This window comes from Micromonospora sp. BL1 (genome assembly GCF_003667485.1).
GTDB lineage: Bacteria > Actinomycetota > Actinomycetes > Mycobacteriales > Micromonosporaceae > Micromonospora > Micromonospora tulbaghiae.
The window spans coordinates 16,147-31,132 of the sequence record NZ_RCVK01000165.1; the positions used below are offsets into that span (position 1 = coordinate 16,147).

A 14,986-nucleotide genomic window follows, 5' to 3' on the forward strand; every position below is an offset into this window, starting at 1 on the left:
GCCCCCGCTCCGGGGATTATCCATCGGTCGTTGGATTAAGGAGGCGGGCATGGCCGTACCGAGGGTCGCCGTCGTCGGCGCCGGAGCCGCCGGGCTGGCCACACTCAAGGCGCTCGCCGACGCCGGTGTTCCGGCGATCGCGTTCGAGGCGGCCGACACGCTCGGCGGCCTCTGGGTGTACGGCGCACCCGGCTCGCCCGCGTACCGGACGCTGCACCTGAACACCAGCAAGGGGCGCACCGAGTTCGCCGACCACCCGATGCCGGCCGACTGGCCCGACTACCCCGACCACACCCGCGTCGCCGGCTACCTCGGCGACTACGCCGACCGGTTCGGGCTGCGCGAGGCGGTACGGCTGCGCCACACCGTCGAGCGGGTCACCCGCGCCGCCGACGGCTGGCGGGTGCGCGCCACCGGCCCGGACGGCCCGGTCGAGGTCGACGTCGAGGCGGTGGTGGTCGCCAACGGGCACAACCGGGTGCCGAAGCGACCCGAGCCGTACCCGGGTGAGTGCACGGCCGAGCAGATGCACAGCCACGACTACCGCGGCCCGGAGCAGCTCGCCGGGCGCCGGGTGCTCGTGGTCGGCGGCGGCAACTCCGCCATGGACATCGCGGTCGACGCCTCGTACGCCGCCGCGCGCACGCTGCTGTCGCTGCGCCGCGGCGTGTGGGTGGTGCCCAAGTACCTGCTGGGCCGCCCGTCGGACACGCTCAACGGCGCGCTCGCCCGCCGGCTGCCCTGGCGGTTGCGGCAGCGGATCAGCCAGACCATGATCACCACCGCCGTCGGGCCGCCCACCCGGTACGGGCTGCCCGCACCGGCGCACGGCTTCCTCCAGGACCACCCGACGCTGTCCGACGCGCTGCTGTCCCGGCTCACCCACGGCGACATCCAGGCCCGGCCCGGCATCGCCCGCTTCGACGGGGACCGGGTCGAGTTCACCGACGGCCGCCACGACGAGGTCGACCTGGTCGTCTGGTGCACCGGCTACCGGGTGGAGATGCCGTTCCTCGACCCGGCGCTGCTCGGCGACGGCGCGGACCGGCTGCCCCTGTACCGGCACGTGTTCCACCTGGACGCGCCCGGGCTGGCGTTCGTCGGGCTCATGCAGTCCACCGGCGCGGCGTTTCCCCTGGTCGAGGCGCAGGCCCGGCTGGTGGCCGCGCGCCTGGCCGGCACCTGGGCGCCACCGGACCCGGCCCGGCAGGCCGCCGCCTGCCGCGAGGAGCTGCGTGCCGCCACCGCCCGGTGGGGGCAGCGCCGCCCGCACATGCGCGTCGACTTCGACGTCTACCTGGCCGAGCTGGGCCGCGAACTGGCCGTCGGCCGTCGCCGCGCCGGAGCGGCACGATGAGCGCGCCGGGCCGGACCAGCGGGCTGGCCGGGCGGCGGGTGCTGGTCACCGGCGCCCGGGGCACGTTCGGGCAGCACCTGGGCGCGGCGCTCACCGCCGCCGGCGCGCACGTGGTCGGGCTGGACCTGCACGCCGACGCCGACGCCACACCGCCGGTGCTCGGCGTCGACCTGACCGACCCGGCCGCGACGCCACCGGCGGTGGCCGCCGCCGTCGACCGGCTCGGCGGGCTGGACCTGCTGATCAACAACGCCGGTGTGGGCGGCCCCGCGCCCGCCGAGCTGCCGCCGGACGAGGTGGTCCGCCGCCAGATCGAGGTGAACCTGCTCGCCGCCTGGCGGACCACCGCCGCCGCCATGCCGGCCCTGGAGGCCGCCCGCGGCCGGGTGATCTTCGTGGCCAGCCGGATGGCCGTGCTGCCGCTGCCGCTGGCCGCCGCGTACGGGGTCAGCAAGCGGGCGCTCGTCGCGTACGCCGACGCGCTGCGCCACGAGGTCGGCACGCACGTCGGCGTCAGCGTCGTCTACCCCAGCATGGTCGCCTCCCCGATCCACGACAGCACGGTGGCGGCCGGGCTGTCGCTGAGCGGGGTGTCGCGGCCGGAGCCGGTCGAGGGCGTGGTCGCGGCGATCCTGCGCGCCGCCACCGCCCGGCGCGCGCCACGGGACGTGGCCACCACCCGGCGCGGCCGGATCGAGATGGCGCTGGCCCGGCACGCTCCGGCGCTCGCCGACCGGATGGTGCGCCGTACCGTCGCCGGGCGGCTGGCCGCCGGTGACCTGGACGGCGCGGCGCTGGCCGAGGGCATGGTCCGGCGGCACGGGCAGGCCCGCCGGTAGCCTGCTCGCCATGGCCGTCTCGCCCTACATCGCCCGGCTGCGCCGCCACGTCGGCCACGACCTGCTGATGCTGTACGGCGTCAGCGGCGTGGTCACCGACGACGCGGGGCGGGTGCTGCTGGCCCGCCGGGGCGACAACGGCCGATGGTCCGTTCCGGCGGGCACCGTGGACCCGGGCGAGCAGCCCGCCGACGCCCTGGTGCGGGAGGTCCACGAGGAGACGGGCGTGGCGGTGACGATCGACCGGCTGGCAGGTGTCGCCACCCATCCGGTGGTCTACCCCAACGGCGACGCCTGCGAATACCTGAATGTCTGGTTCCGCTGCCGGGCGATCGGTGGAGCGCCGACGGCCGACGGCGACGAGTCGCTCGCGGTGGCCTGGTTCGCCCCGGACGCGCTGCCGGACCTGGACGACTGGGCGCGGCTGCGGATCGGCACCGCGCTGACCGACGACGCCCTGCCCTGGTACGCCGCTCCGGGGGAGAGCCACCCGGCGCTGCACCAGCCCGACAACATCTAGCCGAACACCACCTCGCACGGCCGGTCCGGGGTCAGCTCCACCGCACAGTGGCCGCCCGGCGCGTGCACGACCACGCGCTGCGCCACCGGGGACACCAGCCGCGCCCGCACCCGGCCCGGCGCCCAGGTCAGCTCCTCGACGGTGACCCGGCCCCGGCAGGTGATGCCGCGCAGCGTGCCGGCGGGCAGGCCGGGCGGCGGCGCGGGCAGCAGCCGCAGCGTCCCCGGGCGCGACTGGACCAGCGACTCGATCAGCACCGCCGGCAGCGCGTGCGCGGCGTCGGCGTTGTACGTGGTCCGGCCCGGGTTGTGGGCGCTCATCAGCGACCGGAAGAACATGTCCGCGCCGAGGATCTTGCGCAGGTTCGCCGCGAGCAGTTCGCCGTCGCGCAGCCGGGCCGCCGCCAGCGCCCGGTGCAGGCTGCCGTGCGCCGCCCGGTTCTCGTCGCCGCGCAGCGTCAGCGCCCGGTGCGCGGCGGCGGCCAGTTCCGGGGTGTCGTCCGGGTTGATCTCGTCGAGCGGCCACACCGGATACAGGTGGCTGACGTGCCTGTGGTCCTCGTCGCCGGTGCTGCCGGGCCACGCCCACTCGGCGAGGGCGCCGCGCCCGTCGACCAGGTAGTCCGGCGCCCGCACCCCGGCCCACCGGTCGGCGCCGGTCACCTCGGCGGCCAGCCGCAACGCGTGCCGGGCCGCGGCGACGTCCATGGTGGCGTTGACCGCGACGGGCGCGGTCCGGCCGGTGTCGTCGTACGGGCCGGTCTCCGGCGAGTACGAGGGCACCAGCGCCGGTCGTCCGTCCACGACGGTCAGCACGTCGGCGAAGAAGTCCGCCACCTCGGCCAGCCAGTCGGCCACCTCGCCCAGGGGCTCACCGGTGACCAGGTGGTGCTCGTGCAGCGGGTGCAGCAGCCAGTCCGCGCCGGCCAGCCACGCGGTGAACGGCCACTCCGGGTGGACGTGGAACAGGTGCCCGTGCTCGCCATCGGTGCGGCTGGGCGCCAGCAGCCCGCGTGCCCCGTACACCGCGCGGGCGTTGGCGCGCCAGTGGTCCACCTGCGCGGCGACCAGCCGGGCGTGCGCCGCTGTGACTTCCGGCAGCGCGCCCACGTTCGCGCCCGCGAGCTGGAGGTTCAGGTTCGCATCGGTGGTGAAGTCGCCGGCCCACGCGGCGTCCCAGGAACCCAGCCACAGCCCGGTCAGCCGGGGCGGCAGCACCCCGCTGGCGCTGAACAGCAAATACCGGCCGGAGTGGAACAGCCGTTCCAGCAGCGCCGGGTCCAGCCGGTCCGGCGCGGCGGCCTGCCGGGCCAGCAGCTCACCGACTGGCAGCGCCCGGTCGGCGGCGGGCACGCCGAGGTCCAGGCCGACCCGGGTGTACGGGCCGCGATGGCGGGGCACGTGCCGGGCCAGCAGCTCCTCGTAGTTCCCGGCGAGCGCGACGAGCCGCCGTTCCGAGGCCCGGGTCCGCCAGGGCGGCGCGTCGGGCCGGTCGACGAGCGTGGTGAGCAGCGCCGGTCCGCGTACCCGCACCCGGTCGCCGTCGACGCTCACGTCGCCGCGCAGCAGCGTCAGCCCCTCGAACCCGTACGCCCCGCCGGCGTCCGGGTAGCGGGCGCGTACCCGCAGGAACACCAGCCCGTCGCGGCGGTACGCGGCCTGCTCGTACACCACGTCGGCCGGTCTGCCGGGCAGCTCACCCGTCACCCCGACCACGCAGTCGCCCTGGTCGAGGTGGAGCACCGCGACACCGTCGGCGCGGGACGCGAAGCAGCGCCGCCGCCCGCCCGGCCACTCGACGGTCACCTCCCCGGTGGCGAAGTCGGTGTCACGCCGGTAGCCGCCTACCGGTCCGGGCGGCGCGTCGACGGTGAGCGCGAACCCGGGGTGGAACGACTGGGTCCACTCCAGCTCCCGGCCGCCGGTGAGCAGCCGGGCCGCCTCGGCCCGTCGCCCGGCGAGCACCAGCGCGCGGATGTGCGGCATCCGGCCGGCCAGCTCGGGCGCGCGGGCGTGCCGGGTGCCGTTGGGCAGGACGAGCCGGTGGTGGTTCACCACGATCCGCTCCGCGTGCGGCCGTCCGGGGACCATCAGGCCCAGCTCGCCGTTGCCGGTGAGGAACGCGTCGGTCCAGGCGTCGGCCGGCGCGATGTCGTGGATGCGGTGCGCCGTCACCGTCCGGTCCCGGCGCTGGTGTCCCGCACGGTGAGGTGCGGTTCCAGCAACGTCACCTCCGGCACCGGCTCGCCGCTCAAGCGCCGCATCAGCAACGCCACCGCCTGCCGGCCGACCTCCTCGGCGGGCACCGGCACGCAGGTGAGCCCCGACTGTTCGGCCAGCTCGTCCGGGCAGATCGCGACGACCGACACGTCGCGGGGCACCCGGCGGCCCAGCAGCGGCAACGTGGCGAGCACCGGGCCGACCGCCGACTCGTTCTGCACCACCAGCCCGGTGACGTCCGGGTGGTCGGAGAGCAGCGCCTCCAGGTCGCGGCGTACCGCCGCCGGTCCCTCCTCGCATGGCCGGGTCACCGCGTCGACGCCGAGCCGCTGCGCGGCGGCGCGTACCCCGGCGCGGGTGCGGTGGGCGAACCCGGTGCCCCGGTCGTAGACCGCGGCGGGCGCGCCGAGCAGCGCGACGCGCCGGTGCCCGGCGGCGGCCAGGTGTTCCACGCACAGCTCCCCGGCGCGCCGGAAGTCGAGGTCCACGCAGGCCAGTCCGGTGCTGTCGGCGGGGTGCCCGATCAGGACGCCGGGTAGCGCCAGCTCGCGCAGCAGCGGCACCCGGGAGTCCTCCAGCTCCACGTCCATCAGCAGCACGCCGTCGACGAGCGCGCTGCCGGCGATGCGGTGCAGGCCGGCCGGTCCCTCGTCGGCGGTGACCAGCAGCACGTCGTGGTCGTGGCGGCGGGCGGTGGTGACCACGGCGGTGGCGAAGCGCATCACCACTGGCACCTGCATGCCGGTACGCAGCGGCAGCACCAGCGCGATCACGTTGGCCCTGCGGCTGGCGAGCGCGCGGGCCCCGGCGTGCGGGTGGTAGCCGAGCGCGCGGACGCTGGCGAGCACCCGGCTGCGGGTGGTGGCCGAGATGGTGCGTTTGCCGCTGAGCACGTACGACACGGTGCTGGCGGCCACCCCGGCGTGGCGGGCCACGTCGGCGATGGTGACCTGCTCGCCAGGGGTCCGGCCGGTCACCGGGCCGTCCCGAAGCTGGTGCCCGCCGGCTCGGCCGTGGCGTCGCCGCCGGTGACGGTGAGCGCGCCGACGAGCCGGATGTCGCGCGCGGACCGGCCGACCAGCACCGAGTGGACGGCGTCCTCCACCACCATCGCGGCGCGGGTCTCGTCCCACCAGGTCAGTTCGGCGGTACGCAGCCGCATCGTGACGCGGGCGGCGCAGCCCGGGTCGAGCGTGACGCGGGCGAAGTCGCGCAACTGCCGCAGCGGCTGCTTGACCCGGGAGCGCCGCTGCCGGGTGTAGAGCTGCACGACTTCGGTGCCCGGGCGGCGGCCCGTGTTGGTGACCTCGACGCTCACCTCGACCTCCTCGCCGGCGCGCGCCGTGGCGGTGCTCAACCGGAGGTCAGCGTAGTCGAACTCGGCGTAGCTGAGCCCGTGCCCGAACGGGTACAGCGGCTCGCCCCGGTGGTAGAGGTAGGTGGCGTCGGCGCCGATGACGTCGTAGTCGAGCAGGTCGGGCAGTTCGGCGGCGTCGGCGTACCAGGTCTGGGTGAGCCGCCCGCCCGGGTCGGCGGCGCCGAGCAGCACGTCGGCCAGCCCGTTGCCGTGTTCCTGGCCGCCGTGGGCGCTCCACAGCACCGCCGGCAGGTGCTCCTGCGCCCAGCCGGCCGCGTACGGGTAGCTGCTGGTCAGCGCCAGCACGGTACGCGGGTTCGCGGCGTGCACGGCCCGCAGCAGCTCCGCCTGGCCGGTCGGCAGCGCCAGGTCGGCCCGGTCCTCGGTCTCCCGGCCGTTGACCATCGGGTGGTTGCCGAGCACCACCACCGCCACGTCGGCGGCGGCCGCCAGCGCGGCGGCCTCGGCGGCCCCGTCCACGAGCAGCGTCACTGTGAACACGGCCGGGTCGCCGGTGGCGACGTTCAGCCGCCCGTCCGGTGCGACGCCGACGTGCCGGCCGGTGGCCAGGTGGTGCAGCAGCGCGGTGCCGTCGGGCCGGTGGTGCAGGCGGAACGTCTCGCGTACCACCCAGCCGCCCGGTCCGTCGCGGTCGGCCACGAGGGCCCCGGTGTCGTCGGCGCCGACGTACCGGCCGGTGCCGACGGCACGTAGCGCCACCACGTCGCGCCCCCAGTCGACCACGTCGAACTCGGCCGGGCTGCCGCCGAGCGCCAGCGGGCCGTCGCCGTCGTCGCGTACCGCCCGGTCACCGACGTGCAGCGTGATCCGGTCCGCGCCGGGGTGGGTGGTCACCTCGGGCAGGCGTCCGAGCAGACCGGCGTACGCGCTGATGGTGTACGGCGGGGTACCGCTGTACCAGTCGGTGAGCACGGTGTCGGCGAGCGGGCCGAGCACGGCGACGCGGGTGCCGGGGCGCAGCGGCAGCAGGCCGTCGTTGCGCAGCAGCACGACCGACTGGCGGGCGGCCTCGCGGGCGAGTTCCCGGTGGGCGAGGCTGTCGAGCGTGTGCGGCGGCACGTCGTCGTGGGGATCGGGGTCGAGGTCGCCCAGCCGCGACCGGACGGACAGGATCCGCCGCACCGCCCGGTCCACGTGGGAGACGTCGACGAGCCCGCGGGCCAGCGCCTCGGTGAGCCGTTCCACTGTGGGGGTGCTGTCCTCGTCGTCCTCGGTGAAGCTGTCGATTCCGGCGTGCAGCGCGGCGGCGAACCCGGCCACGTGGTCGGGCAGGTACTCCTGCACGCCGGCGATGTTGCCGACCGCCCCGGCGTCGCCGACCACCATGATGTCGTCGTCGGCGTAGCCGCGCAGCTCGCCCTCGATGAGCGAGCTGAGGTGCGCCGGCACGCCGCCGACCAGGTTGTACGACGCCATCACCGCCACCGCCGCGCCGGCGGCCAGCGGCGCGCGGAACGCCGGCAGCTCGTACTCGTGCAGCACCCGGGGCGGCAGGTCGCTGGAGGTGGTGGCCCGGTCGGTCTCGTTGTTGTAGCCGAGGAAGTGCTTGAGCGTCGGTGCGGTCCGCAGCCGGATCGGGTGGTCGCCGCGCAACCCGAGCGCGTACGCGGTGGCCAGCCGGCCGGTCAGCCACGGGTCCTCGGACCAGCCTTCCTCGTTGCGTCCCCACCGGGGGTCGCGCAGCGGGTTGACCACCGGCGCCCACACGTTGAGGCCGACGCGGTCGGGGTCGGCCCGGTGCTTGACGCGTACCTCGTCGCCGACGGCGGCGCCGACCGCCCGGATCAGGTCCGGGTTCCAGCTCGCGGCCAGGCCGATCGCCTGCGGGAAGACGGTGGCCGTGCCGAGCCACGCGACGCCGTGCAGCGCCTCGGTGCCGGTGCGGAACGCGCGCAGGCCGAGCCGGGGCACCGGCGCCTGCCACTGGTGCAGCAGGCCGAGCTTCTCCGGCAGCGTGAGCCGGGCCAGCAGGTCGTCGAGACGGTGGGGGACGGGGTCGGTCATGGCGGGCGCCTCCGGTCGGCGTACGTGTTGCCACTCGTCCGTCGAAGCGCTTCGACGGACGAGCCGGTGATGCGGCGTCGCGTACGCGAAAAGGGGTGGTGGGGGTGCGGCGGTGTCGGCCCGGAGCGGTGGTGAAGCGCTTCGACAACCGCCGAAAAACACGCCGCTTCGCAGGTTGCCCGGTCCCGGAACGCGGCGCTACCGAGGTTGGCACCTTCCGGCGGGTGCGGTCAAGGGGTCATCCGGCGGGCAGGCGTCCGGCCTCCACTGTGGCCAGTGCGGCGGTGGCCCCGCCCAGTGCCCCGGCCGCGGACCCGAGCGTGCTGGCCTCCAGCCGCACGCCGGGCGGGACCGGTGTGCGGGCCGCGAGTTCGGCGTGGGCGGCCGGCAGCAGCCACGGCGCGAGCGCTGCCAGATGCCCGCCGACCACCACCACCTCCGGGTCGAGCAGCCCGGACAGCACCGACGCCGCCTGCCCGAGCAACCGGCCGATCTCGGTGAGCCCGGTCCGTACCGGCTCGTCCCCGGCGCGGGCCAGGGCCTGGATCCGTTCGACCTCCGGCAGGTGGTCGGTGACCGGTCCGGCGTCGGGCAGCAGGCGGCGGATCACCGCGTCCACGCCGAGCAGCGCGGTGAGGCAGCCGCGCCGCCCGCAGTCGCAGGACGGTCCGTCCGCGGCCAGGGGCAGGTGCCCGATGTCGCCGGCGAAGCCCCGCCCGCCGCGCAGCAGCCGGCCGCCGCTGATCAGGCCCGCGCCGATCGCCGGGCCGCCGCTGAGGTGCACCAGGTCGGTCGTGGCGGCGTACGGGCCGTGCCGCCGCTCGGCCAGCACCGCCAGGTTGGCCTCGGTGTCGACGGCGACGGGGAAACCCCTGTCGCGCAGCGCGCGACGCACCGACGCGGCCAGCGGCACGCCGCGCCAGCCCAGCGCGGGGGCCACCGGCACGTCCCCGTCGGGGTTCACCAGCCCCGGCACGGCCACTGTCAGGCCGAGCACGGTGCGGTCGGTGCCGATCCGGGTGACGGCACGGCGGGTCAGCGCGACGAGCGCCTTCACCGTCTCCTCGGGACCGGCGGTGGCGGCGGGGAACGCGCGCCGCCAGGTCAGCACCGGGTCGCCGCCCAGCCCGGCGGCGACCGCGACCAGTTCGTCGGCGCCGATGCGCAGGCCGAGCCCCACGTAGCGGGAGCCGTCGAGGACGAGCATGGTGGCCGGGCGGCCCACCCGGTTCTCGGTCAGCCCGGTCTCCCGCAGCAGGCCGTGCTCGATCAGCTCGGCGACCAGGCTGGAGACGGTGGCCTTGTTCAGCCCGGTGTGGGCGGCGACGTCGGCCCGGGAGCAGGGGGCGTGGCGGCGGACGTGCCGGAGCACCGCGGCCCGGTTGGTCACCCGCACGTCGCCGAGGTCGGCCGTCGGCCGGTCGATGCTGATCACGTACTGCCCGCCTCCTGCGCCCGGCCCGAGTTCGGCTACAGCTTAAACTAAATGGGCGAGATTCCGGCCGGCCGGTCCCGGCCGCCGAACCACGGCGCGAACGGCGTCACCGGCATCGGCTCGCCGTCGAGCACCACCCGGCGCGGCGGGTCCGCCCCGACCACGCTGACCGCCCGGACGTCCAGCGGCCCGTCCACGCGTACGCGCAGCGTGTCGCCGTCACGTACCGCGGTGACGGTGGTGTCGCCGTCGGGATCCCGCACCACGCTCACGCCGTCGACGCCACCCCAGGCCACGAGCGTGACATCCCGGAACGGGCCGGTCCCGACCGTCGCCGCGGGTGCCACGGTGGGGATCAGCGCGCCGTGCCGCACGTACAGCGGCAGCCGGTCCAGCGGCACGCGTACCCGCAGGTGCCGGCCGCCGGGGTGCCGCTGCCCGGTGTACGCGTCGAGCCAGTCGTCGCCCGCCGGCAGGTAGACGGCGCGTTCGCCGGACGGGTCGAGCACCGGCGCCACCAGCAGATCCGTGCCGAGGCGGTACTGGAGGTCGGCGGTCCAGGCGGCCGGGTCGTCCGGGGTGTCGACGAGCAGCGCCCGCAGCATCGGGCCGCCGGTACGGGCGCTCGCCACCGCCGCCGACCAGAGGTACGGCAGCAGCCGGTAGCGCAGCCGCAGCGCGTCCACCGCGTGCCGTTCCGCCTCGGGCGGGAACTCCCACGGCAGCCGGCTCGTGGTGCCGTGCAGCCGCACCAGCGGGGAGAGCGCGCCGAACTGTGTCCAGCGCACGTACAGGTCCGGCTCGGGGGTGCCGTGGAAGCCGCCGGTGTCGTGGCTCCAGAACGGCACCCCGGACAGCCCGTGGGACAGGCCGCCGCGCAGCGTGCTGGCCATGCCCGGCCAGGTGGCGTTGACGTCGCCGCTCCACTGCGCGCTGTGCCGCTGCCCGCCCAGGTACGACGAGCGCGCCCACACGGTGCGGTGCCCGGCCACCTCCTCGGTGACGTCGGCTACCGCGTCGTTGAACAGCAGCGCGTACACGTTGTGCAGTTCGACGCCGGTCATGCCGTTGTGTGCGACCGCGTCGGCGGGCACGCCCTCGGCGAAGTCGGTCTTGAACACGGCGACGCCCTGCGCCAGCAGTGGCCGCAGCAGGCCCTGGAACCAGCGCACCGCGGCCGGGTCGGTCAGGTCCACGATGGCGCATTCGGGGTAGCTGCCGTGCCAGGTGTCGGCGACGTACGTGTTCCCGTCCGGGCGGCGCAGGAGGTACCCGGCGGCCTCGGCCTCGGCGTAGAGCGGGCTGCCGGTCATCAGGTACGGGTTCATCCACAGGCACACCCGGAAGCCCTGCTCGGTGAGGTCCTTGAGCATGCCGTCCGGGTCGGGGAAGGCGTCGGCGTCCCAGCGCAGGTCCGACCAGTGCCCGGCGACCTGCCAGTAGCAGTCCAGGTGCAGCACGTCGCAGGGGATGTCCCGCTCGCGGATGCGCCGGGCCCGTTCCAGCACGCGCTGCTGGCTGTCCGGGAAGAAGCCGGACGAGATCCACGCGCCGAACGCCCACCTCGGCGGCAGGTACGGCCGTCCGGTCAGCGTGTCGAGCCGGTCGAGCACCTGCGCCGGGGCGGGTCCGGCCAGCACGTAGTAGTCGAGCAGGTCGTCCGGGACGAGGATCTGCACGCTGCTGTGCGTGCTCGCGCACACGTCGAACTGCACCGGCAGCCCGCTGTCGACCAGGACGCCGTAACCCCTGTCGGACAGGTAGAACGGCACGTTCTTGTGCGAGCGGTCGGACTCGCCGCCGAAGGCGTCGAAGTTCCACATCAGCGGGCGCTGGCCGCGCTTGTCCAGCGGGGTGAACTTCTCGCCGAAGCCGACGAACCGTTCGTCGCCGGGCGCGACGAAGCTCTCGTGCCAGGCGACCGGCTCGCCGTCGAACGTGGAGCGGCCGAGCGGCAGCGTGCGGCGGCGACCGCTGATGTCCCGGGTACCGCCGTCGGCGGCCAGCAGCAGCCGCCCGTCGGGAGTGAGGAACCGCAGCCCCCACGGGTCCAGGCGCAACTCGGCGACCACGCCACCGGCGCCGACCCGGACGTGTCCGTCGGTGACGGTCACGGCGGCGGGGTGCGGCTGCGGGTGGACCAGTGTCAGCGCGGCCGCGGACCGGCTGCGGACCGAGAGGTCGTCGGCGAGGCGTACCCGGATGATCCCGTCGCCGGCGGCCTCGACCCGCGCGATCAGCGTGCGGCCGGACGCGCAGGTCGTGGTGAGGGTGACCCCGTGCGCGTCGGTCGCGGCCACCTCGGCCCGCAGCACGTCGTCGGCGCCCTCCTCGCCGGGGGCGCGGACCGGCAGGTCGGGCGGGTCGGCCACGAACGTCTCGTACGGGACCAGCGGCGGGCGGTACGGCATGGGCGTCTCCTCGCGGCGTCCACGGGCGGTCCCGCCAGTTTCTTTGGAAGCCCAACTAACTGTCAATGATCGACGCCATTGACTTTCCTTCTCACCTGTTCCTATTTTGGCCGGGATGACAACTAAAGCGCCGTGGGACGACGGCCGTCTCTGCTACGGCGGCGACTGGAACCCGGAGCAGTGGCCGCCGCGGGTGTGGCGCGAGGACGTCGCCCTGATGCGCGCCGCCGGGGTCAACCTGGTCACCGTCGGCGTGTTCGCCTGGTCCCGGCTGGAACCCGAGCCCGGCCGGTACACGCTCGACTGGCTCGACGACGTGCTGGACCTGCTGCACGCGGGCGGCATCCGCGCCGCCCTGTCCACCCCGACCGCGTCGCCGCCGCCGTGGTTCTCGCTGCGCCACCCGGACGCGCTGCCGGTCACCGCCGACGGCGTACGCCTGACCCACGGCAGCCGCGACACCTACTGCGCCGCCGCGCCCGCGTACCGCGACGCAGCCCGCGGCATCGCCGGGGTCCTCGCCGCCCGCTACGCACACCACCCGGCGCTGGCGCTGTGGCACGTGCACAACGAGTACGGCACCACCTGCCACTGCCCGCACGCCGAGGCGGCGTTCCGCCGATGGCTCACCACCCGGTACGGCGACCTCGACGCGCTCAACGACGCCTGGGTCACCAGCTTCTGGAGCCAGCACTACTCCGACTGGGCGCAGGTCGGCACGCCCCGCGCCACCCAGTACCTCGCCAACCCCGGCCAGCTGCTCGACTTCCGCCGCTTCTGGTCCGACACGCTGCTGTCCGCGTACACCGAACAGCGGGACCTGCTGCGCACGGCGAACCCGGCCGTGCCGGTCACCACCAACTCCGTGCTCGGCGACTGGGTGCCGGTCGACCACGCCCGCTGGGCGCGCGAGGTCGACCTGGTGGCGATCGACCACTACCCGTCCACGACCGACGCGGGCGCGGAGGAACAGACCGCGCTCGCCGCCGACCTCGCCCGCGGCTGGGCCCGCCACGGCGCCGGACGGCCGGTGCCGTGGCTGCTCATGGAGAGCGCGCCCAACCAGATCCACACCGCCGGGCGGATGCACACCAAGGAACCCGGCCGGATGACCCGGCACAGCCTCGCCCACGTCGCACGCGGCTCCGCCGGAGTGATGTTCTTCCAGTGGCGCGCCCCGGCCGGCGGCGCGGAACGCTTCCACTCCGCAGTGGTGTCGCACGCCGGGGCGGACACCCGCGTGTTCCGCGAGGCCACCGACCTGGGCGCCGCGCTGGGCCGGCTCGCCGGGACCGCGCCGGGCCGCGTCCAGGCGGCCGTGGCCGTCGCGTATGACGCGGCGAGCAGCTGGGCGCTGCGGCACCCGGGGATGCCCCGCGACGGACTCGACCACCCCGGCGAGGTGGCCGCCGCGCACCGGGCGCTGTGGCACGCGGGCGTCACCGCCGACGTCGTGCCGCCCGGCACCCCGCTCGACGGCGCCCGGCTGCTCGTGCTCCCCGCCCTCTACCTCGCCTCGGACGCCACAGCCGACTGGGTACGCCGGCACGTCCACGGCGGCGGGCACCTGCTGGTGACGTGGCTCAGCGGCGTGGCCGACGAGCACGCCCGGGTGCGCCTGGGCGGCTACCCGGGGGCGTACCGGGACCTGCTCGGCGTGCGGGTGGAGGAGTTCCACCCGCTCGCCGACGACGAACAGGTGCCGCTGACCGGCGGCGGGACCGGCCGGATCTGGTCGGAGACGGTGCACCCGGCCGGCGCCGAGACCATCAGCGCGTACGCCGGGGGAGTGCTGGACGGCCGGCCCGCTGTCACCCGCAACCGGGTCGGCGACGCGTACGCCTGGTACGTCTCGACCCGCCCCGACGACGACACCTACCGCCGGCTGCTCACCGAGGCGGCCCGGCTCGCCGGTGTGACCCCGACCTGTCCCGGCGCACCCTCGGGCGTGGAGGCGGTACGCCGGCACGACGCCGACGGAAGCCTGCTCTACCTGCTCAACCACACCGACCAGCCGCAGCGGGTGCCGGTCACCGGGCTCGACCTGCTGACCGGCGCGACGGTCGACGGCTCCCTGACGCTGGACCCGGGCGGAGTGGCGGTGCTACGCGAGGCAGTGCGCTGATGCGCGTACCCCGGGTCAGGGGGTGGCGACGGCGGCGCGGGAGCGGTCGGCGGCGATCCGCACCGCGAGCGCCGCCAGCACCGTGCCCATCACGTACCGCTGCAGGCGCGCCCAGCCCGGCCGTCGGGTGAGGAACGCCGACACCGAGCCGGCGCTGAGCACGATGAGCGCGTTCACGGTGAGCGCCACGACGATCTGGGTCAGGCCGAGCAGCAGACTCTGCACCGCCACGTGCCCGCGCGCCGGGTCGACGAACTGCGGCAGCAGCGACACGTACAGGATGGCGATCTTCGGGTTGAGCAGGTTGGTGACCAGACCCATGGTGAACAGGCGCCGGGGCCGGTCGGGCGGCAGCGGCGTCGGGGTGAACGCCGACGTGCCACCGGGGCGCAGCGTCCGCCAGGCCAGCCACAGCAGGTACGCCGCGCCGGCCAGCTTCACCGCCGTGTACAGCGGCGGGACCAGCACGAACACGGTGGCGATACCGGCCACCGCGGCGGCCAGGTAGACCAGGAAGCCGGCCGCCACGCCGAGCAGCGACACCAGCCCGGCCCGCCGCCCCTGCGTCACCGACCGCGACACCAGGTAGACCATGTTCGGCCCGGGCGTCAGCACCAGACCGAGCGCCACCAGAGCGATTCCCATCACCGCACCGACAGTGACCACGACGCCTCCCCGTTTGCCGCCCTTCCCCGGAC

General features: G+C 75.5%; 10 protein-coding genes. 4 read left to right on the plus strand and 6 right to left on the minus strand.

The window, feature by feature from the left end; genetic code table 11:
• Positions 1 to 49 precede the first annotated feature (49 nt).
• The 3 genes from EAD96_RS06365 to EAD96_RS06375 are packed head-to-tail and all read left to right on the plus strand — an operon-like array spanning position 50 to position 2,716.
• On the plus strand, positions 50 to 1,357 hold the full coding sequence (locus EAD96_RS06365) for an NAD(P)/FAD-dependent oxidoreductase (RefSeq protein WP_121683594.1): 1,308 nt from the start codon (positions 50 to 52) through the stop codon (positions 1,355 to 1,357).
• A complete protein-coding gene (locus EAD96_RS06370) occupies positions 1,354 to 2,196 on the plus strand; it encodes an SDR family oxidoreductase (RefSeq protein WP_121683595.1) in 843 nt (280 codons plus the stop codon). Before EAD96_RS06365 ends, EAD96_RS06370 begins: the two co-directional genes overlap by 4 nt.
• Before the next feature lie 10 nt (positions 2,197 to 2,206).
• On the plus strand, positions 2,207 to 2,716 hold the full coding sequence (locus EAD96_RS06375; protein WP_121683596.1) for an NUDIX domain-containing protein: 510 nt from the start codon (positions 2,207 to 2,209) through the stop codon (positions 2,714 to 2,716).
• Here EAD96_RS06375 and EAD96_RS06380 read toward each other — a convergent pair.
• The 5 genes from EAD96_RS06380 to EAD96_RS06400 all read right to left on the minus strand — a co-directional run bounded on the left by EAD96_RS06380 (position 2,713) and on the right by EAD96_RS06400 (position 12,163).
• The gene (locus EAD96_RS06380) at positions 2,713 to 4,890 is read right to left on the minus strand and encodes a glycoside hydrolase N-terminal domain-containing protein (protein ID WP_121683597.1); all 2,178 of its coding nucleotides are present in this window, start codon (positions 4,888 to 4,890) and stop codon (positions 2,713 to 2,715) included. The two genes, EAD96_RS06375 and EAD96_RS06380, sit on opposite strands and share 4 nt — an antisense overlap.
• Positions 4,887 to 5,912, minus strand: a complete 1,026-nt coding sequence (locus EAD96_RS06385) for a LacI family DNA-binding transcriptional regulator (protein ID WP_120569927.1) — start codon at positions 5,910 to 5,912, stop codon at positions 4,887 to 4,889. Before EAD96_RS06385 ends, EAD96_RS06380 begins: the two co-directional genes overlap by 4 nt.
• Positions 5,909 to 8,317, minus strand: coding sequence for a beta-glucosidase (locus EAD96_RS06390; RefSeq protein WP_121683598.1), 2,409 nt, complete (start codon positions 8,315 to 8,317; stop codon positions 5,909 to 5,911). Before EAD96_RS06390 ends, EAD96_RS06385 begins: the two co-directional genes overlap by 4 nt.
• Before the next feature lie 238 nt (positions 8,318 to 8,555).
• A complete protein-coding gene (locus tag EAD96_RS06395; RefSeq protein WP_121683599.1) occupies positions 8,556 to 9,752 on the minus strand; it encodes an ROK family transcriptional regulator in 1,197 nt (398 codons plus the stop codon).
• 47 nt (positions 9,753 to 9,799) lie between these two features.
• Positions 9,800 to 12,163: a TIM-barrel domain-containing protein gene (locus tag EAD96_RS06400; protein ID WP_121683600.1), complete on the minus strand. Its 2,364-nt coding sequence runs from the start codon at positions 12,161 to 12,163 to the stop codon at positions 9,800 to 9,802.
• A 115-nt stretch (positions 12,164 to 12,278) separates the two neighbouring features.
• On the opposite strand from EAD96_RS06400, the gene EAD96_RS06405 reads away from it, so the two are divergent.
• Positions 12,279 to 14,288 carry a beta-galactosidase gene (locus EAD96_RS06405; RefSeq protein WP_121683601.1) on the plus strand — a complete coding sequence of 670 codons (2,010 nt, stop codon included), beginning with the start codon at positions 12,279 to 12,281 and terminating at the stop codon, positions 14,286 to 14,288.
• Between the two features lie 15 nt (positions 14,289 to 14,303).
• Here the strand turns inward: EAD96_RS06405 and EAD96_RS06410 are convergent, their stop codons facing one another.
• The gene (locus tag EAD96_RS06410) at positions 14,304 to 14,954 is read right to left on the minus strand and encodes a LysE family translocator (RefSeq protein ID WP_120569922.1); all 651 of its coding nucleotides are present in this window, start codon (positions 14,952 to 14,954) and stop codon (positions 14,304 to 14,306) included.
• Between the last annotated feature and the right edge of the window lie 32 nt (positions 14,955 to 14,986).

Excerpts from the sequence above, each read along its gene's own strand:
- EAD96_RS06365 (WP_121683594.1), top strand. The coding sequence starts at position 50 with ATGGCCGTACCGAGGGTCGCCGTCGTCGGCGCCGGAGCCGCCGGGCTG.
- EAD96_RS06370 (WP_121683595.1), top strand. The coding sequence starts at position 1,354 with ATGAGCGCGCCGGGCCGGACCAGCGGGCTGGCCGGGCGGCGGGTGCTG.
- EAD96_RS06375 (WP_121683596.1), top strand. The coding sequence starts at position 2,207 with ATGGCCGTCTCGCCCTACATCGCCCGGCTGCGCCGCCACGTCGGCCAC.
- EAD96_RS06390 (WP_121683598.1), bottom strand. The coding sequence starts at position 8,317 with ATGACCGACCCCGTCCCCCACCGTCTCGACGACCTGCTGGCCCGGCTC.
- EAD96_RS06400 (WP_121683600.1), bottom strand. The coding sequence starts at position 12,163 with ATGCCGTACCGCCCGCCGCTGGTCCCGTACGAGACGTTCGTGGCCGAC.
- EAD96_RS06405 (WP_121683601.1), top strand. The coding sequence starts at position 12,279 with ATGACAACTAAAGCGCCGTGGGACGACGGCCGTCTCTGCTACGGCGGC.